Raw genomic sequence first — 18,919 nt, 5'->3', positions numbered from 1 at the left:
TGACGAGTTCAGCCGGGCTGTGGATCCACACCAGCAGCAACTCATCGTTCTCTTGCTCGATCAGGCGGGCTGGCATACCAGCCAGAAACTCCAGGTGCCGCCGAATCTCTTCCTCTTGCCCTTTCCGGCGTATACGCCGGAACTATCCCCCGCTGAACCCATGGTGACCAAGCTGAAGCTGCCCATCGCCAACCGGACGCTCAACACCCTTCAAGAGGTGGAGGATTTGATCGCCGCAGAGTGTGTCCGGCTCCAGCACAACCCTCAGGAAGTTAAATCGCTGACCCTCTTCCCTTGGATCAAACATGTTTTGGACTCATTTTAAGCTCGTATGAGACATGGGTTGTAGGGTATAGGCAAGATAAAAAGCAGGAAAGATAAACAGAAGAAGGCCGGAGCGAACGCTATCGCTCCGGCCTTCTTCTTTATCTGTGTTTTGAGAAAGCTTTAGCCCTTCACGCTTCCGGCCAGCAGACCGCGCACGAAGTAGCGGCCCAGCAGGATGTAAACCAGCAGTGTGGGCAACGCCGCCAGAATCGCGCCTGCCATCGGCAGATTCCACGAGACGGCCTGCCCGCCCGCCAACTGCGACAGAGCGTAGGTGACAGGTTGGGCGCTGGTGTTGGTCAGGGTGGCTGCGAACAGGAATTCGTTCCAGACCTGCGTGAATTCCCAGATGATGACCACCACGAAGCCCGGAATGCTGATCGGGAAGATGACCCGGCGGTAGATCTGCCAGAAGCCCGCGCCGTCGATGGTGGCGGCTTCGACGAGGGCGTCGGGGACATCGGCGTAGAAGTTGCGGAAGATCAGGGTGGTGATGGGCAGGCCGTAGACGACATGCGCCAGAATCAGACCCCAGATCGTGCCGTACAGCCCCAGTGCCTTGATGAACTGGAACAGCGGAATCAGCACGGCCTGATAGGGAATGAACATGCCGAACAGCATCAGCGCGAAGACGGTATTCGCGCCCCGGAACTTCCATTTTGCCAGCGCGTAGCCGTTGAGGCTGCCCATCATGGCGGCCAGAACGGTGGCGACGACGGCCAGGAACAGGCTGTTCCCGAGGTTGCCGCCGATTTTGGCCCATGCATCGCTGAAGCTGGCCCAGTTGAGTGCGGCGGGCCAACGCCAGGTGGTCGCCAGATTAATGGCGTCGGGTGATTTAAGCGCCGTGGCAAACAGCAGGTAGATGGGCAGCAGGAAAAACAGCGCGGCGATGACCAGCACGATGTACAGGCCGGGCCGCCCGATGCTTTTGCGCGGTGCAGTGGCGGGCGGTTTGGCCGTGGCCGCCGTGGGAATGGTGGTGGTCATCAGTGGCTTTCCTCGGTGCGGAACTGAGAAGACAGGTAGGGCACGATAATAAAGGCCACCAGAATCAGCAGGATGGTGCCGATGGCCGCGCCCAGCGCAAACTGGTTCTGGCGGAAGCTGGTCAGGTACATGTTCAGCGCCGGAACGCTGGCAAAGGTGTTGTCGGGGCCAGCCATCGCGTACACCAAGTCAAAAATCTTGAGGCTGATGTGGCCCAGAATAATCATGGCACTGAGGGTAATGGGGGCCAGCAGCGGAAACACCACGCGGCGGTACATGTCGATTTCGTTTGCGCCGTCTACGCGGGCTGCCTCGCGCAATTCCTCGGGAATGCCGCGCAATCCGGCCAGATACAGCGCCATCGTGTAGCCGCTCATCTGCCACACCGCCGCGATGACGATCCCCACCAGAGCGAGGTTGAAGCCGTGTACCTCGGGGGCGGGCAGCATCTTGAGATTGGGAGCGACGAATACGGCCCACAGCAGCAATACGGCGGCACTGGCGGCAGCCACGATGGTGCGGGTGCGCTGGCCCGAGGCAAAGGCGCGGTAGGCGATGACGCCCATCACGATGGCGACCACCACTGCCGTAATGATCGGCAGGAGGTTCCAATCGAATTTCAGCACCGAATCTGTGCTGCTCAGCCAGCCGAAGGTGCTGGGCTTGCCCCCAAACGCGGCTGGGAGTTGGTTCACGCCGCCCTGAGGTTGCAGCATCCAGCGCCAGATGGTGCCCGTGACGATAAAGCTCAGGCTCATGGGGAACAGGAAAATGGTGCGCCACAGCGCCTCACCTTTGGGGTTGCGGTCAAGCGCCAGTGCGAGGCCCAGACCCAGACCCAGGCAGCCCAGAATGAAAAACACCGTAAAGAAGATGGTGCTGATCATTTCCTGGCGGAAACGGCCCTGCAGGAATCCGGTGAACAGTTCCTGATAGTTGGCGAGGCCCACCCATTTGATGATGGGATTCAGCGCCAACGCCTGTGCGGGATCGTTGCCCCAGTCGGTAAAACTGACATATACGGTGCGTCCGATAAAGCCGTAGACGAAGATGGCGAGGAGCAAGATGCTCGGCGTCAGGACGGCAATGGCCCAGAGGCGGTCTTTGGTCAGGCCTTTCAAAATGTGGCCTCCTTTGAGGGGTGTGGGATCTGGGTTGTGGGCTATGGGAAAACAAAAGGGATGAAACGCGGGATCGTCATACAAGCTGATCCTTGTCTCATCCCTCCAGACTTCGTAAGGGGGTGAGGGTCTTCCTACAACCCACACCCCACTTCCTAGATCCCTGCTGTGTTTACTTGCTGAATCCGGACTTCACAGCGAGCTGCTGGGCGGCGGCGGCGGCTCCAGCGCTGTTCTTGGTGGCGGCGAACTGGTCGATGATGGCTCCGAACGCGCTGGTGAAGCTCTCGGGGGCCACGGCTCCGTGAACCATGCTGCCCACGATCTTGTTGGTCTTCCAGTCGGTCGCGGCGCTTCTGGAGTAGGTGTTGTACTTGCTCAGGTCGCTGTCGATACGGGCGGCGATGCTGCCCTTGAGGGGGTTGAAGGCGTCCTGTCCGGCCTTGCTGCCCAGCACCTTCAGCCAGTTGGTGGCTTCGGTACGGTTCTTGGCACCCTTGGGCAACCCGAAGGAGTCGGCCAACATCACGAAGACTTTGCTGGTGCCGGGAGAGGTGGCCCAGCCGAAGCCCGTGCCGGGGGCCAGTTTCTTGGTGGTGGTGAAGTATCCGGCGGCCCAGTCACCCATGATGTTGAAGGCGCTGGTGCCGTCTACGATGCGGTCACTGGCCTGCTGCCAGCTCAGGCCGCTGGCGTCCTTGTTGGCGCAGTCCATGACCTTGCCGAAGGTGGTGAAGGCTCCGACCACGCGGGGATCGGTGAACTTCAGCTTGCCGCTGAACAGGTTCTGCCAGCCCTGAGCGCCCAGCGTGCCGATCATGACGCTTTCCCAGAGGTGCTGCTGGGTCCAGTTTTCGCCCATGACCAGCGGTGCGGCAACGCCCTTGCTCTTGAGGGTGGCGCAGGTGGTGATGAATTCGGGCCAGGTCTTGGGCACAGTGACGCCCCAGGCCTTCAGTTTGGCGGGGTTGTACCACATGACGTTGCTGCGGTGAACGTTGACGGGCACGCTCCAGATGCCACCTTTGCTGGAGATCAGGGCGGTCAGGTCTTTGGGGAACGCCTTGTCCCAGCCTTCGGACTTGAACAGAGCGCTGAGGTCTTCCATACGGTTGGCGACCACCCAGGTACCGATCAGTTCCTGTCCGGCGTGGGCCTGGAAGGAGTCGGGGGGCGTGCCGCCCAGCATGCGGGTCTTCAGAACGGCTTTGGCGTTGGTGCCTGCACCGCCCGACACGGTGGCGTTGTCTACAACCACGCTGGAGTACTTCTGCTTGTACAGCTTGACCAGTGCTTCGAGGGCGGGGCCTTCATCGCCCGACCACCAGGAAAAGATTTCCAGTTTGCCCGCAGCAGCGGCAGACGTGGTAACGGCGAGGGCGGCAGCGACCAGCAGGGCTTTCTTGAACTGAACTTTACTCATGTAAATTCCTCCGGAAGGAAGTGGGCTGTGATGTCGGGTGGGAAAGTCTGTGCTGAGGCAGCGGCACTCAGGGAGTGGTGGTGAAACCTTCAGACAGGCGGCGGCAAATTGGGCGGACCTCGGGAGTCTGCTCTGGGGTCTGCGAGAGCGTCTGGTGGGGCACGGCTCGCAGCAGAGAGGGCGGGGAGCGGTGGGCTGGCGTGCGCCGTGTAGAGGGCCGAAGTGCCAGCCACGACCGCCGCCTGAGGATTGCCTGCCTGTGCTGATAAGCGCACCGCTGCCTGGGCAGACGTGTAGGCCGAAATAGCGTACAGATGGCGCAACCCCTGCGGTGTGAACAGATGGTCGAGCAGCATCGCTCCGGCCCCCAGGACGCCCGCCTCGCTGCCCAGTGTGCTGAGTTCTATGCGGGTGCGCTCGGCATTGATCCGCATGGTGCGGCTGAGGGCGCTGCGCTGCACGGCGTCCAGAAAGACTTCTCCAGCCTGAGAAAGCCGCCCACCGATGACCACTGCTTCGGGGTTGAACAGATTGAGCGCCGTGCTGACCGCCACTCCCAGATGATGCCCGCAGTCTTCCCACACGGCGCGGGCCAGCGGATCGGTGTTGGCGTGGGCCAGCAGATCGCCCAGCGTGGCGGGATCGGGCAAAGAGGTGGGCATGCCGCCTGTGCGGAGCGTGGCAGCCAGCATCACCACGACCTGTGCCGCGGCGTAACTTTCAAGGTCGCCCCGACTTTCTGGCAGCTGGTTGACCTGCCCGTCTTCTGGCTGACCTGTGCTCTGGGCCGTGTTCTGCCGCTCGTTGATGCTGATATGGCCGATTTCGCCTGCCCCGCCCCGCACGCCCCGGTGCAGACGTCCACCCAGCAAGACGCCCGCCCCGATGCCGGTCGCCACTTTCACGTAAATCAGATCTACAGCTCCCCGGTGTGCCCCGAAACGGGCTTCGGCCAGGGCACCCAGATTGGCATCGTTATCGACCTGCACACCGACGCCCAACGTACCTTCCAGTCTGGCCCGCACGTTTTCGCCGTCCCAGCCGTGCATATTGGGGGGTTGAATCATCTGGCCCGTGCTCTGGTCAACGGGGCCGGGCACGCCCACGCCCGCCAGTGCCACGGCAGCGCGGGTAATTCCAGCGTCTCCCATCACGGCGGCGCTGAGGCTCGCCAGAAGCGCACAGGTCGCGGCGGGGCCACTCTGAATATCGTGTGCCACATGCCGGGTCGCCAGTGTGCGGCAGCGCAGGTCCAGCAGATCGACGCGGGCATGGCTTTTCCCCAGATCGATGGCCAGCAGGTAGGCAGCGCGTTCATTCAGTGCCAGCAGCGTGGCCCGCCGCCCTGCCGTCCCCGATCCGCGCGTTCCCACTTCCTGCACCAGCCCCACGGCCATGAGTTCGCTCACCATAGAACTGATTGCGCTGCGCGACAGACCCAGTTCACGGGCAATGTCTACACGTGCCCGCTCGCCCTGCCACAGCAATCCAAGCAACAGCAACGTGTGCTGTGCGCGGATGGCCGCAAGATCAAGGGTGGCGTGAACAGCGTCAGACATGGGGAAAACTCCGTTGATTCACAGGAGAGGAAAACGCGCAGCCACGGCAGGCGTCAGGAAGAATTGGGCCAGGCTGAGCCTGGGAGACAGATGGGAAAACCGGGTGTCCTGCCAAGTGCAGAAGCGGATGAATCTGGAATGAAGCCATCTTGCATCTTCAATATTTTGTTTGTCAAATGAACGAATTAATAAAACCGGTTACAGATCTACCGTAACCGGTTACAAAACCGAGAATGAAGATGTACCACCCGTCAGCAGGGCAAAAATGGCTTCAAGTGAACTGGCCGGAGCAAAAGCCCCAGCCAGTTCCACTTGAAGAAGACTCCAGATAAATCTATTTATTCCTCTGCCTGCTCTCCCTGTGCGGCCCCACCCGAAGTTTCGGGACGCAACAGCGGGAACAGCAACACGTCGCGGATGGAATCGCGGTCGGTGAGCAGCATCGTGAGGCGGTCTATGCCCATGCCCATGCCTGCAGTGGGCGGCATGCCGTATTCCAGCGCCAGCAGGAAATCTTCGTCCTGCTCATGGGCTTCATCGTCGCCCGCGTCGCGGCGGGCGGTCTGGGCCTCAAACCGGGCACGCTGATCCAGGGCGTCGTTGAGTTCGGAATAGATCGGAGCCAGCTCGAATCCGGCCACATACAGATCGGCGCGTTCGGCCAGACCGGGGCGCTCGCGATGGGCCTTGACCAGTGGGCTGATGACCAGCGGCATGTTGGTCAGGAACGTGGGGTTGATCAGGCTGGGTTCCACGTACTCGCCGCCCAACTTGTCCAGCAACTTGTAATCGGGCACCTTGCGGAATTCAGGATGCTTGGCATCGCTCCATTCGCGTAACTTCGCCAGGTCCAGCGGATCAAAGTCCAGTGCCGCCGCTTCGGTGAGGGCCGCGACAAAATCCAGCCGTTTGAAGGGCAAACTGAAATCAACCGTTTTGCCCTGATATTCGATGACGGGTGTGCCGCGCAATTCCATGACCAGACCGTGCAACATCGTCTCCACCAAACGCATCATGTCTTCGTAGTCGCCGTAAGCAAAATAGGCTTCCAGCATCGTGAATTCAGGATTGTGGGTTCGGTCTATGCCTTCATTGCGGTAGTTGCGCCCAATTTCATAGACGCGCTCGAATCCACCCACGATCAGCCGCTTCAGATACAGTTCCAGGCTGATTCGCATAGAGAATTCATGGCCAAGAGCATTGTGGAAGGTTTTAAAGGGCTTGGCTTCCGTGCCGCCCGCCACCACTTGCAGGGTCGGGCCTTCCACTTCCATAAAGTTCTGATCGTCCAGAAAGTGCCGGATGGCCCGCACGATCCGCGAGCGGGTGCGGTACACCTCGCGGCTTTCGGGGTTGATCATCAGGTCTACGTAGCGGCGGCGGGCACGCAATTCTTCGTCCTGCAGGCCATAAAACTTGCTGGGCAGGGGATGCAGGCTCTTGACCAGCGGTTGCCACGTCTGCGCTTCCAATGTGACCTGCCCGGTTTTGGTCACGAATGGAAAGCCCCGCACGCCGATGATGTCGCCCAGATCGATCTTCTTGGTGGCGGCAAATTCTTCGGTGGTCTTCTTGCCAAAGTAGACCTGTAAGGTGCCGCTCTCGTCCTGCACGTCGGCAAAGGCCGCGCCGCCCATGTGCCGAAACTGCATGACGCGGCCCGCCAGGCTGTAGGTCTGATCCTCCCACTTCTGGCCTACCTCACCTGCCGGGTGCGCCCGCAGCACATCGGCGGCGTGGTGCGTCTGCGGGTAGCTGTAGGGGAAAGCTTCGAAGCCCGCCTCGCGCAGGGCATCCAGGTTGTTCAGGCGGCTGATGGTCTGTTCGTGCAGGCCGCTGGGCCGGAGAGGATCAGGCCGGGAAGATTCAGGGGTGGACAGTTCCGACATAAACGTGAGTATAGGGTGGTAGCGCCACAGAAGCAGGCCAGAGGCGCAAGCATCGGCGCTCTCCTCTGGCCTGTGGTGGAGTGGATTGGGTGAGAGGTGAAGTTTTAGAGCTGCTGTTGCGGGGGCTTCAGGTCAGTTGGCAATCTTTCCTCAGACCACCGGCCCTCAGCTGCCCCTGCGCTCCACAACTTCAGTACTCGATGGCTTTCACCTTGTATTTCATCTGCTTGCCGTTGTCGAGGTTCACCACGAAGGCGTCCCCCTTTTTGCGGCCCATCAGTTCCTTGCCCACAGGGCTGTCCTCGCTGATGCGGGGCAGACTTCCGCCCAGGACGGCGGCTTCGGGGGCACTGACTACCTGCACGCGCATCTCTTTTTTGGTGGCGTCGATGATCAACGTCACCAGTGCGCCCAGTTCCACCCGGCCCTCGTTTTCGTGCTCTTCGATGATGGTGGCGCGGCCCAGCGTGTCTTCGAGTTCATCGATCCGCGCCTCGATATTCATCTTCTCGCGCTTGGCATCTTCCAGTCCGGTGTCTTCGTTGTCGGCGCTGGTTTCCATCTGCTCCTGCAAAATCCGCGTGGCTTCCGCGAGGCGGTTTTGCTCCTGCAACATGGTCTTCTGAAGGCGCTCGAAGCCCTCGCGGGTCAGTCTGATCTGCTTGGTTGCCTGTGACGTCACTCTTGCCTCCGGTTGCGCCGTGGTGCTTCCCTCTCCAGAATGCCTGTGTCTGCTGGGCGCCGTCTGTTCAACGTCTTCTATTGGGTGTGGGGAAATCTCACGGCAAGAATGGATGAGGGATCAATTTGCCCCGGTCTGGGGACTTAAAGATTGACTGGGATTCCGGGCGCATTCTGTCATATGCGCGGGGTTCAGGCAAAGGTGCGGAGGTCAGACGCCGCCAACCACAGCCGCAGGCCGCAGCCGGGTCAGGCGGGCAGTTGCGGCCACCAGGATCACCAGCACCACACCCAGGACTGTCAGAGAGGCAGGTACAGCCGCCGGACCACTGCGCGAGTACAGCACACCCAGCAGAATAGGCATCAGGATGCCGCCCGCTGAACCTGCCACCAGCAGGAAAGGAATCAGGCGGGCAGGCAGGGTGCGGGTCATCCACGCAAGGGTGGTACCGAAGATGGGGCCGAGCGCAAGACCTGCCAAGAGGTAGGCTCCGGGGGCCAGAGCAGGCTGCGTGGCCGCCAGCGCACACAGGGCCACCAAGATAGAGCTGCCCAGCACCAGCCGGGGCGGAGACACCCGCGCTCCCACAGCCCCGGTAATGATCCGCCCCAGCGTCAGACCCGCCCAGAACCCACTGAGAATGAAGGCCGAGCCTGCCACGCCCAGACCGTCCAGATGCCGCGCCAACCACGCACCGTACCCTGCCTCCAGTCCCACGTAAGTGGCGATCAACAGGGCAAATAGCCCGAACTGTACACCGGGCCGCGCCACGACGGCCTGAGCCGGAGCCACCTGCATGGCGGGCACGCCCCACAGCCGCACCAGCCCCAGCGTCAGGGCCGAGAGTCCGGCCACCACCAGGAAGGGGAAGGCCAAGGTGCGCGGGGCCAGGCCAGCCACCACCAACGGCGCGGCGATGCTGCCCAGCCCGAACACAGCATTGACCAGATTGACAGCGCGGGTGCCGACGCTGGCATAGGCGGCATTGAGCGCTGCACTGACGCTCCCCACTCCCAACCCGCCCACCAGCGCACCCAACAGAGCCAGGCTCCACAGCGGCGCGGCAGCCACCACACACACGCCGAACGCCAGGATCAGCAGGCCAGACACCACGACACGGCGCAGGCTCAGGCGCGTCAGGGCCAGCCCAGTGAGGGGCGGCGCAAGGGCCGAGCCCAGAAAATGCACACTGGCGATCCAGCCCACCGCCGATTTGTCTATTCCAAAGCGGTCTTCAAAAAAGGCGAAGGCCGGGCCATACATGGCCTGAATGATGCCCAAAGTAAAAAACGCCGCTGCCCCTGCACCCAGCATAGGCAGCGACAGGCGCAGCGGTTTGACGCTTTCGGGCAGGGCAGATTCAGGCACACTCACGGCTGGGAAGCCTAGCACGCAGCCTGGGGGGGCACCATAAAGAAAAGCCTGCATGCGCGGCCCCCCGCCTCTCCCCTACCCTGCCGTATGACCCGTAAATCTGACTCCGCCCAGAACGGCCCGACCCACAGCGACCTCACCAACAGCGCCGAGCGCCAGCACCGCCAGGATGATGAGCAGGCCCAGCAGCACCCCGAGGGCAACGTTTTGCAGTCCACGGACATGCCTAAACAGGGCGTCTTCGTGGACGACGGAGAACCCAGCACGCAGCCACCGGAAACTGAGCAAGAGTAGTCAGGGCGCTACAGCTGAAGCCCGCACAGCAGAGCTGGCGGGCCTTGTCTGTTCAGAGCAGTCAGGTTTTACTTGTCTATCTTTACCTTTACTTGCCCATGACGACCAGTGCGTACAGCATCTGGCTGGTACTGCCGTTTTTGGCTGGCCCCCACTGGTAGCCGATGCTGGGGCCAATCAGAAACGGCAGGGCTTTGATATTCAGTAAGACATCGTTGCGGAGGTAGGTGTAATCGCCCGTCCAGTTGCGGGTTCCGCGCACCCGCAATGCACCCAGGCCAAAGTCAGGCGTGCCCGGAATGCGGTAGGTGATGGTCGCGTTGGATTCCTCATACCGCGCCAGATTGAAACTGGGCAGCGCCACCTCGCCACCTGCAAAGCGTTCCAGATGCGACAGGTTCAGGGTAACACCCGCAGCAGGACGGTAGGCCAGCGAAGGAGTGACGTCCAGACTCCACTGGGCCTTGTTGTCGAGTGGGAAGGTGTAGAGGCGGGCGGTGCTGTCCAGACGCCAGTTGAATTGTGGCCCTATGGGTTCGCCGTAGCCGCCGTTGACCTGAGAAAAGGTATAGGGCAAGAAGTTGCTAGGTTCGGCACCGATGCCTACCACATTCAGGATGCGAATCCGATCTTGCCACACCGTTGAGGCGTACCCGACATTGAAGCGGGCAAGGTTAGGCAGGCCCTGATACCCCTGAATAATGGCCCCGTACTGAATGCCTTTGAAGGGATCGTGTGTAACTTCAACTTTGGCTACTCCACTTGGGGCTTCGCCGTTGTTGACCACTCCAGCCAATAGGGTCGTGTCCTTGATACGGGTGCTGATGTTGTATTCCCAGTAATTGAGGTGTTTAACCAGAGCTACACGCCAGTCCTGGGCCGTAGGCAGAGGAAAGGAACGAACGCCGAAGGCATTGATCTTGTCTATGTCTGCGCCAAAGTCCAGGGTTCCCTCAGTACCGCCCAGACGGCCCACGTAGCCAGCAGGAAACTGGAAGCGGAAGGGTTCGGGAGCAGTGGACTGTGCAGGAGTAGTTTGTGCGCGGCCCGGTGCGGCCACTGCCATGAGGGCCAGGGTTACAAACCCAGCTTTGAGCATTAAGCCTTTGCCAAGAAGAGAGGATTTTTTAGACACTCTGGCATGCTGCCTGTTTTGTAGATGAAAGACATGATCTGGTTTACATACTTCAGTCAGTTTTGAAAAGGCAGACACCGCGTTTACCGGCCTATAACCACGAGGGCGTAGAGCCACTGGCTGTTACTGCCGTTTTTGGCTGGCCCCCACTGGTAACCCACGCTGGGGCCGATCAGGAACGGCAGGGCCTTGATGTTCAGGAAAACATCGTTGCGGAGATAGGTGTAATCGCCCGTCCAGTTGCGGCTTCCGCGTACCCGCAAAGCACCCAGGCCAAAGTCAGGCGTGCCCGGAATGCGGTAGGTCACGCTGGCATTCGATTCCTGATAACGGTCCAGATTGTAGGTATACAGCGAGGAATCGCCCAGAACAAAACGTTCGAGGTGTGAGGCAGTCAGGGCCAGGCCAGCCACCGGGCGGTAGGTAAATGAGGGAGTCACGTCCAGACTCAGCTGGGCCTTGAGATCCAGCGGAAAGGTGTACAGACGGGCATTGGCGTCAAGTCGCCAGTTGAATTCCTTGCCGATAGGTTCTCCGTACCCGCCGCTGACCTGTGAGAAGGTGTAGGGGGTCAGAACATTGCTTTCGTACCCACCCCTGACCTTCAGGACGGGGTTCTCTGGCGTTCCCTGAAAATAGGAATTCCAGTCGTAACCGACGCCCACGTTGTTGAGAATGCGGATGCGGTTTTCCCAGACCGTGAAGGCGTAGCCCACGCTGAAGCGGGAAAAGGATATGTTGCCCAGCTCTCCCTGAACGATCCCGCTGTACTGAATTCCCTTCAGAGGATCGTGCGTAGCTTCTAACTTGGCAATACCGCCCAATGCATTGCCGTTGTTGATGACACCGCCCAACAGGGTCGTGTCCTTGACACGGGTACTCAGAACATATTCCCAGTAATTGGTATGCCTGACGAGCGACACCCTGAAGTCCTGTGGGGTGGGCAGAGGAAAAGCACGCACGCCCACAGCATCGACATCACTCACGGTAGGGCCAAAGTCCAGAACGCCCTCGGTATTGGAAAATCGGTTGATGTAATTGGAAGGAATCTGGAATTTGAAAGGCTCTGGAGCAGCAGTTTGAGCGAGGCTTAAGGAAGCCGAGGCAAGTGCCAATGATGCGAGACCCGATTTAAAGCGACGAAGCGTCTTTGTAGTAGAAAAGTGTTTCCTCACCACAGCATCCTGCATGTTAAAAACATGAGAGGCGGTACCTCATCTAGACAATTTTTGCAGAAATGTGAGGAAGTGTGCTTTCAGCGTTTCACATTGACGATGGTCACGCCGTGCCCACCCTGATTGGTTTCAGCATCGTGGAAGGACTCGACGCGTTTATCGTTTTTCAGGTACTCGCGGAGCAGGCGGCGCAGCACGCCCTGACCCTTGCCGTGGACCACCCGCAGCGGACTTTCCTTGAGGGCGTGGGCTTCCAGAATGGCGGTTCTCAGTTCTTCTACCGCTTCCTCCACGCCCATACCGCGCAGTTGCAGTTCGTTCTGGAAGGTACTTTTGGTGGTTCCTACAAAGCTGCGGGGCGCTTTGACTTTGGGTTCTTGCTTCAGGCGCACGTCACGCCGCTTCACGCCCACCTTCATCACACCGAGTTGCACGACCAGATCATCTCCGCGCAGTTCCAGCACCTGTCCGGCGGCGTTGTAGGCGGGCACATCTACGTTGCTGCCCACGCGAATCGGGTCGCCGCGTTCTTCCCGCGCAACGGGCGGCGCGGGGCGGGCCTTCTGGGCGGCGGTTCGGAGGTCGCGGAGTTCCTGCATCACGCGGGGGCGGGCCACGTCTTCCTGAGCGCGGGCACGCAGGGTACGCACCCGTTCTATGGCGTCGGCATACAGCGTTTCGGCCTTCTGCGCGGCCTCGGCCAGCATTTCGTTGCGCCTCTGCTCCAGCATTTCGCGTTCCCCACGCACTCGGGCCAGCTCGGTTTCGGTATCGCGGCGGGCAGAAACGGCGGCGGCCAGTTGCTCTGAGAGGTCGGCCCGCTCGTGCTCCAGCCCCTCCAGCATCCGCTCCATCAGGCCCGCGTTGGGGCCGAGTAGGGTTTCGGCCCGCACCAGCACGTCTTCGGGCAACCCCATGCGGCGGGCAATTGCCAGCGCGTAGCTGCGTCCGGGCTGCCCCACTTGCAGATGGTAGGTGGGCGCGAGGGTCGCCAGATCGAAGCCCATGCTGGCGTTGCGTAGCCCCGGCGTTTCCAGCGCAAACTGCTTGAGGGGCGACAGGTGAGAGGTGATGATGCCCCGCGCATTTTGCCCCAGCAGTTGCTCGATCAGGGCCTGCGCCAGCGACGCGCCTTCGTCGGGATCGGTGCCGCTGCCCAACTCGTCGATCAGCACCAGCGTATCGGGGGCCGCATGCCGCAGCACGAAACGCAGGTGTTTGAGGTGACTGGCGAAAGTAGACAGGCTGGCTTCGATGCTCTGTTCGTCACCAATATCGACCAGTACGTCGCGCACCACGGGCAGCTTGGCACTGGCCGCCGCCACGTACATCCCGCACTGGTGCATCAGAACGGCCAGCCCCAGCGTTTTGAGGGTGGCCGTTTTTCCGCCCATGTTCGGGCCGGTAATCAGCAGCAGCTTGATGTCTCCGAGTCGGATGTCGTTGGGAACGGGCTGTTCGATCAGGGGGTGACGGGCCTCGCGCAGGTCGTAGGCGTTATCGGTCACGGGTTCGGGGCGGTTCAGTCGCCAGTCTCGGGCCAGCCGGGCTTTGGCGGCGATCAGGTCAAGTTCACCGATAGTCGATAAGGTCACGGGCACATCGGGGTCGGCGGCCAACAGGCCCGACAATTCGGTCAGGATGCGGCGCACCTCGGCCTCTTCATCCAGAATCAAGCGGGCCAGTTCGTTGTTGAGGGGCGTGACGGTGGCGGGTTCTACAAAATAGGTCTGCCCGGTGGCCGAGGCGTCCACGATGATGCCCTGCACCTGCCCCACCCGGCTGGCCTGCACGGGCAATACGTAGCGGTCACGGCGAATGGTGACGATATTTTCCTGCAACACGTCGGCCCAGCGTTCCAGAGTGGCTGAGAGACGCTCACGGATGCGGCTCCGCAGCGGCTCGATGCGTTTGCGGAGGTCGCGCAGGCGGGGGCTGGCGTCGTCGCGCACCTGCCCGTCCCGGTCTAGAGCACCCAGCACGCGCCGCACCAGTTCACTGTGGTCGGCCAATCCCACGGCCACTTCCCTCAGCGGCCCCCGCGAGTTGGCCCCAATGGCCCGCTTGACCGTCATGGCCCCGTCGAGCGAATAGGCGGCGGTGAGCAGGTCGCTGCCCGACAAGACCCGGCCCTCGATGGCCCGCCCGTGCAGGTCGCGGATGTCCTGAATTCCGCCGAGGCTCAGGCTCACGCCGAACATGGCGTCTTCAACCTCGTTCAGTTCGCGGGCAATCCGGCCCGAATCCGCCGAGGGTTCCAGCGCCTGCGCCCGCTCCACCCCCAACGAGGTGGCGCTGCGCTCGGCCAGAGCTTGGCGAATACGGGGGAAATCCAGGGCAGACAGGGCGCGGGCATCGAACGACATCGCCTGTGAGCATAACAACGATGCGGGGGATTAATCGTGCGCTGTGTGGCTTAGAGAAAGTTGGGGAATGGGAGTTGGGGGGTGGGCAAGGCTGGCGTAATGAAAACTCAGACCCTCCGCTCACGCCATTCGGGACTCAACGCATAAGCGAAATCAGGCATCTGACTCTTCCATCTTTCCACCAATGAATGATTTGACTCTTCAAGAGCTTTATGGTCGAGAGTTTCCATAAAACCTGTATCTATACAATCGTAAATGTGCTGATTTTTTAGATTGAGCAGGTCAAGAATAATGCGCCAGAGGAGATTGAAATCATCATCTACCCAGTTAAGACTTCGGCTCCATGCATAATCGGCAAACCTACTCAAATCAATACACACTGGCGTAGTGTCATTCCCTTCATCATCCCAGTAAACGTCTCTAAATTTGGCAAATTCTGGAAAGGCATTCAAGATTTTGTCAATGAATGAAAGAGAATCTGTCATTCTCTACGCGCTCATTCCATTCTTACGCGCTCCGCCCTTGCCGCCCCGACCCGCCCGCACGATGTCCTGCACGCCCTGCACGCGCAAGATGGCCGTGCGTACCAGTTCCAGGTCGGCGTTGCCCGTGACCGCCATTCGCAGGTGAATATGTGCGGTGCTGTCGGCATTCACGCCCGCCTCGATTTTCATGGGGCTGCGTTTTTCGGCGCTCAGTACACCCAGAATATCGGCCAACAGGCCCGGACGATCCGGCGCGATCACGTCCAGATCCACGATGGTGCCGCCCGGTGTGCCCGCGTCCCAGCTTGCGGCGATGCAGCGCTCGGGTTCGTCTTTGAGGAGGCGAATCATGTTGGGGCAATCTATTCGGTGAACGCTGACGCCCCGGCCCCGCGTGAGGTAGCCCATGATCTGATCGCCGCGAATGGGGTTGCAGCACTGAGACAGCTTGCTGGAGGTGGTCAGCCCTTCCACGTACACGCCGCCGGGTTCAGGGGTGCGGGGCGTGACCGGGCCGCGCTTGCTGGGGCCTGCCGGGGCCTGCTCCTGCGCCAAGCTGGGCGAAAGGATACGGGCCACCACGCTGGGCGTGAGCTTGCCCGAATGCAGCGCAAAATAAAGGTCGTCGGGGTTGCGGGTGCCCATTAGCTTATGGGTGGCGTCTTCCAGCAGTTGGGTCCTCATCAGTTGGCGCACGGCCAGTTGCCGCTTCCGCAGATACCGCTCCAGCAGGTCGTGCCCATGCTTCAGCGCCTCGTCGCGCTCCTGAGTGCGGAAATGATGGCGGATTTTGGAGCGGGCGCTGCGGGTGATCGTGAAATTCAGCCAGTCCCGGCTGGGATGGCCGTTCTTGCTGGTTACGATCTGCACCATGTCGCCGTTACCCAGCTTATGAGACAGCGGCACGATAGACCCGTTGACCCGCGCCCCCACGGTGGTTTCCCCGATTCGGGTATGAATGTGGTAGGCAAAATCCACGGCGGTGCTGCCCACCGGCAGGCTGATGGCGAGGCCCTTGGGCGTGAACACCCGCACGCGCTGGCTCAGGATGTCGGTTTTCACGGCGTCCATGTAGTCGCTGGCGTCGTTGATCTCGTTTTGCAACTCGCGGAGCTGGGTAATCCAGTTTTCACGGTCACGCTGGGCCAGTTGTGCGCCCTGCTTGTACATCCAGTGGGCCGCCACGCCGTATTCGGCCACCTCGTGCATCCGCAGGCTGCGAATCTGCACCTCTATCGGCTGCCCGCTCTGGGTAATTACGGTGGTATGCAGGCTCTGGTAGCCGTTGGGCTTGGAAACGGCGATGTAGTCCTTGAAGCGCCCCGGCAACGGCGTCCACATCGAATGCACGATGGAGACCGTGTGGTAGCAGATGCGTTTTTCGCGGGTCTGCTCGGCACGTTCGCGGCGTTTTTCATCGGTTCCGGGCGGCACGATCAGGTCTTTGGGCTTCAGGATGACCCGGATTGCCAGCAGATCGAAAATCTGTTCCAGCGCCTTGCCCTCTTTCTGCATCTTGTTGTGAATGCTCCAGAGGTGCTTGCTGCGGCCCGAGATATCGATGTCGCTGACCCATTCCGGCAGTTCCAAGTCGTCTTCCAGCGCCTCGTTCAGTTGCGCCACTGCACCCTGAATCAGGGCGTCGCGTTCTTCCTGCTTGGTTCTGAGGCGGGTTTGCAGGTACTCGTAGGCGTCAGGTTGCAGGTAGCGGAAGCTGAGGTCTTCCAGTTCCCACTTGATCTGCCCGATGCCGAGTCGGTGCGCCAGCGGCGCAAAAATCTCCATCGTTTCGCGGGCGATGCGCTGCTGTTTTTCGGGCTTCATGCTGCCCAGCGTCCTCATGTTGTGCAGGCGGTCGGCCAGCTTCACCACGATGATTCGGATGTCGGCGGTCATGGCGATCAGCATCTGGCGCAGGTTTTCGGCCTGCATGTCGCGCCCCGCGTCCTTGACCTCGGCCACCTGGCTGCCCTGCTTGCTCAGCTTGCTGACTTTGGTTTCGCCCTCCACAATTCGCCGCACGTCGGGGCCAAATTCGCTTTCGATCAGTTCAAAAGTGATGCCGTCTACGTCTTCCACGGTGTCGTGCAGCAGGCCCGCCATCAGGCTGTCGGTGTCCATGCCCAGCCGCGCCAGAATCACCGCGACCGCCACCGGGTGCGTGATGTACGGCTCCCCACTCTTGCGGTTGACGCCGTCGTGGGCATCGCGGGCAAAGATGTAGGCCTTCTCGACCCTCTGCTGCTCGGCTTCTGGCCGCTCGGAAATCAGCACCCGCAGTTCGGCCATCCCGTGATCGTCGGCGCGGGCGGCTTCTGGCTGTAAAACGGAGCCGGATTCTGGTCCCGGCACAGGGAGAACCCTGAGCAGCTCGGCAGAAGAGAGGTCAGCAGAAGACGGGTCGGACGGGGGAAGGTCGGACGGGTTGGTGTTTGGCGGGCCGGACACGCGGGGCAGCATAGCGCGGCGGTGGCCTACACACGGGAAGCCGCGTCACGCGGAGGTTATACAGACTCCGCTTCATGACCGCACACCCGGCCTTTTCCCCGAGACACGGCCCCGGCTGCGCGTCCGTTCTCCTCAGAGACGCCCCTCTCTGGAACAGCTCTGCATAACGGCTTGGCAAGGCGTATAGAACCCCACCGTTTTTGAGATTCCATGCAGTTGCCGTATCAGCCCGTCGCTGCCACACAGCAAAAGCGCCTACCCGCAAGTAAGCGCCTCAGATTCGGTTTGGGATCGACCAGAGAGAAGTGAGGGAGATGATCCTCAGCGGCGTTCGCGGACGCGCACGGGAATCGGGACCGGTTGCAGCTGGCGGGGAGGCTGGACAGCGCCCTTCAGCGTTTCGCGCAACCAGTCGATGAACTCGCGTAAGCCCTTCACTCCCCCAGTGTAAGCCGCGTTTTGTGGAACAAATGCGGGCAAGCTGACCGTGACTTTACATTCGGAGCCGTGGCCGATCAAAAGACTGGGCAAGGCCCACAGGAGACGGACTGGCGGCCATGAAAACCGGGGGATCCTGGTCTAGCCGATCAGCCCACCAGGAACTTCTGCCTCTGCGCTCGGGGGCATTTCGCCGACAACGCCGCGTTGACCTTTTCAGATTCCCAGTGATGACCCGGTGATGGCTGGGGCAAACAGGAACCGGGAACAGGAAGCCGTAACAGGACAGGACCAAGCTCAGCCACATCACCTGTTCCTGACTGAGCCCTGACCTATACTTGCGGGCGTGCTGTTGCCCGTGTCCCTTCTCTCTGCACCCATGCTGTCTGTGCCGATGCTGTTCGCTGCCCTGTTCTCCTACCCCGACCCGGCGGGCGATGCTCGCGGCGACGGCGGCTACGTGCTGCCCACCCGGCCCGCCATCAGCGCCGACGCCCTCGACCTGCGCGAATTCCGGGCCGAAGCACTGGGCAAGGCGGCCAAGACCCCCCTGCCGCTGCTTCAGGGCACCACCAACTCTTCCACGGGAATGCGCTTTACGGTGGGGCTGGGACGCATCGAAAATCCGTGGGGCCTGCCCTCGGGCTTCTCGGCAGGCGTGACCGACATTTTTGTAAAATCCCCGTTGGGCACGGTACGCACGCTGGGCAATCTGGGCCTGAACGTGCGCGGCGCGGGCGGCTGGCAATACCATGTGCGCGTGACCGGGGCCGGGGCGACGCTTGAAGGTCTGCCCACTGAACAGGGCGGAACAGCCGCCAGCCTCAACCAGAAACCTGTGCCGATGGCGGCCCCGAGCGTGCGGATAGAAGGCACCAATCTGGTGATCGATGCGGCCATTCCGCCGGGCCAGTACGCCTACTGGGTCACCAACAGCGTGTATTCGCCTCTCAGCAGCGACGGCATTTTGCGGCCAACCACCGGGGCAGATTCCTCGGCACTTCAGGCCAGCCGCGCCAGTGCGCCTGCTCCGGTAGACGTGCTGGCCGCCTCCGACGATACGGCGGTGTACACACTGGATACGCTGGCTCCGGTGGGAGAAACCCGCGACAGCCGCACGCTGCTTCTGGCCGCAGTGGGGGGCGCGGGCCTGCTCCTGACCACCCTGGCAACGGTGCTGGTGTGGCGCAGGCGCAACGCCTAAGGGCCAAAA

Annotated in this window: 14 protein-coding genes and 1 pseudogene; 3 read left to right on the top strand and 12 right to left on the bottom strand. The window is 61.3% G+C overall.

Annotated elements, in window-relative coordinates:
* Nucleotides 1-325: pseudogene (locus F561_RS30505) on the top strand (IS630-like element ISAva6 family transposase); the annotation flags it as partial.
* Nucleotides 326-447: 122 nt separating this feature from the next.
* Here the strand turns inward: F561_RS30505 and F561_RS0111350 are convergent.
* The 7 genes from F561_RS0111350 to F561_RS0111320 form a co-directional block, all read right to left on the bottom strand.
* Nucleotides 448-1,317 carry a carbohydrate ABC transporter permease gene (locus tag F561_RS0111350; protein ID WP_019010089.1) on the bottom strand — a complete coding sequence of 290 codons (870 nt, stop codon included), beginning with the start codon at nt 1,315-1,317 and terminating at the stop codon, nt 448-450.
* A complete protein-coding gene (locus F561_RS0111345) occupies nt 1,317-2,438 on the bottom strand; it encodes a carbohydrate ABC transporter permease (RefSeq protein ID WP_026298827.1) in 1,122 nt (373 codons plus the stop codon). Before F561_RS0111345 ends, F561_RS0111350 begins: the two co-directional genes overlap by 1 nt.
* A gap of 172 nt (nt 2,439-2,610) precedes the next feature.
* Nucleotides 2,611-3,861, bottom strand: coding sequence for an ABC transporter substrate-binding protein (locus F561_RS0111340; RefSeq protein WP_019010087.1), 1,251 nt, complete (start codon nt 3,859-3,861; stop codon nt 2,611-2,613).
* An 89-nt stretch (nt 3,862-3,950) separates the two neighbouring features.
* Nucleotides 3,951-5,420: an ROK family transcriptional regulator gene (locus tag F561_RS25300; protein ID WP_019010086.1), complete on the bottom strand. Its 1,470-nt coding sequence runs from the start codon at nt 5,418-5,420 to the stop codon at nt 3,951-3,953.
* Between the two features lie 338 nt (nt 5,421-5,758).
* Entirely contained in the window at nt 5,759-7,309 is a 1,551-nt protein-coding gene (gene lysS / locus F561_RS0111330) for a lysine--tRNA ligase (protein WP_019010085.1), read from the bottom strand.
* 190 nt (nt 7,310-7,499) lie between these two features.
* Nucleotides 7,500-7,991 carry a GreA/GreB family elongation factor gene (locus tag F561_RS0111325; protein WP_019010084.1) on the bottom strand — a complete coding sequence of 164 codons (492 nt, stop codon included), beginning with the start codon at nt 7,989-7,991 and terminating at the stop codon, nt 7,500-7,502.
* Nucleotides 7,992-8,201: 210 nt separating this feature from the next.
* A complete protein-coding gene (locus F561_RS0111320; protein ID WP_245556497.1) occupies nt 8,202-9,365 on the bottom strand; it encodes an MFS transporter in 1,164 nt (387 codons plus the stop codon).
* 87 nt (nt 9,366-9,452) lie between these two features.
* Here F561_RS0111320 and F561_RS0111315 point away from each other — a divergent pair, with 87 nt between their 5' ends.
* Nucleotides 9,453-9,659, top strand: a complete 207-nt coding sequence (locus tag F561_RS0111315; protein ID WP_019010082.1) for a hypothetical protein — start codon at nt 9,453-9,455, stop codon at nt 9,657-9,659.
* A gap of 88 nt (nt 9,660-9,747) precedes the next feature.
* On the opposite strand, the gene F561_RS0111310 is transcribed toward F561_RS0111315, so the two are convergent.
* The 5 genes from F561_RS0111310 to F561_RS25295 form a co-directional block, all read right to left on the bottom strand.
* Nucleotides 9,748-10,758: a hypothetical protein gene (locus tag F561_RS0111310; protein WP_019010081.1), complete on the bottom strand. Its 1,011-nt coding sequence runs from the start codon at nt 10,756-10,758 to the stop codon at nt 9,748-9,750.
* Between the two features lie 119 nt (nt 10,759-10,877).
* Nucleotides 10,878-11,780, bottom strand: a complete 903-nt coding sequence (locus F561_RS0111305) for a hypothetical protein (protein ID WP_245556496.1) — start codon at nt 11,778-11,780, stop codon at nt 10,878-10,880.
* 269 nt (nt 11,781-12,049) lie between these two features.
* Nucleotides 12,050-14,335, bottom strand: coding sequence for an endonuclease MutS2 (locus tag F561_RS0111300; RefSeq protein WP_019010079.1), 2,286 nt, complete (start codon nt 14,333-14,335; stop codon nt 12,050-12,052).
* 107 nt (nt 14,336-14,442) lie between these two features.
* Entirely contained in the window at nt 14,443-14,820 is a 378-nt protein-coding gene (locus F561_RS28820) for a hypothetical protein (RefSeq protein WP_157451801.1), read from the bottom strand.
* A gap of 3 nt (nt 14,821-14,823) precedes the next feature.
* Nucleotides 14,824-17,109 carry a RelA/SpoT family protein gene (locus tag F561_RS25295; protein ID WP_040380498.1) on the bottom strand — a complete coding sequence of 762 codons (2,286 nt, stop codon included), beginning with the start codon at nt 17,107-17,109 and terminating at the stop codon, nt 14,824-14,826.
* A 943-nt stretch (nt 17,110-18,052) separates the two neighbouring features.
* Between F561_RS25295 and F561_RS0111285 the strand changes: the two genes are divergently transcribed.
* A complete protein-coding gene (locus F561_RS0111285; RefSeq protein WP_245556495.1) occupies nt 18,053-18,910 on the top strand; it encodes a glucodextranase DOMON-like domain-containing protein in 858 nt (285 codons plus the stop codon).
* Nucleotides 18,911-18,919 lie beyond the last annotated feature (9 nt).

The sequence above is a fragment of the Deinococcus aquatilis DSM 23025 genome, assembly GCF_000378445.1.
GTDB lineage: Bacteria > Deinococcota > Deinococci > Deinococcales > Deinococcaceae > Deinococcus > Deinococcus aquatilis.
The sequence above is the reverse complement of the archived record's forward strand: the minus strand, read 5'-3'. Positions and strand labels throughout refer to the sequence as shown.

Coding starts and splice junctions, on each gene's coding strand:
- F561_RS0111350 (WP_019010089.1), bottom strand. CDS start 1,317: ATGACCACCACCATTCCCACGGCGGCCACGGCCAAACCGCCCGCCACT.
- F561_RS0111340 (WP_019010087.1), bottom strand. CDS start 3,861: ATGAGTAAAGTTCAGTTCAAGAAAGCCCTGCTGGTCGCTGCCGCCCTC.
- F561_RS25300 (WP_019010086.1), bottom strand. CDS start 5,420: ATGTCTGACGCTGTTCACGCCACCCTTGATCTTGCGGCCATCCGCGCA.
- lysS (WP_019010085.1), bottom strand. CDS start 7,309: ATGTCGGAACTGTCCACCCCTGAATCTTCCCGGCCTGATCCTCTCCGG.
- F561_RS0111315 (WP_019010082.1), top strand. CDS start 9,453: ATGACCCGTAAATCTGACTCCGCCCAGAACGGCCCGACCCACAGCGAC.
- F561_RS0111310 (WP_019010081.1), bottom strand. CDS start 10,758: ATGCTCAAAGCTGGGTTTGTAACCCTGGCCCTCATGGCAGTGGCCGCA.
- F561_RS0111300 (WP_019010079.1), bottom strand. CDS start 14,335: ATGTCGTTCGATGCCCGCGCCCTGTCTGCCCTGGATTTCCCCCGTATT.
- F561_RS28820 (WP_157451801.1), bottom strand. CDS start 14,820: ATGACAGATTCTCTTTCATTCATTGACAAAATCTTGAATGCCTTTCCA.
- F561_RS25295 (WP_040380498.1), bottom strand. CDS start 17,109: ATGGCCGAACTGCGGGTGCTGATTTCCGAGCGGCCAGAAGCCGAGCAG.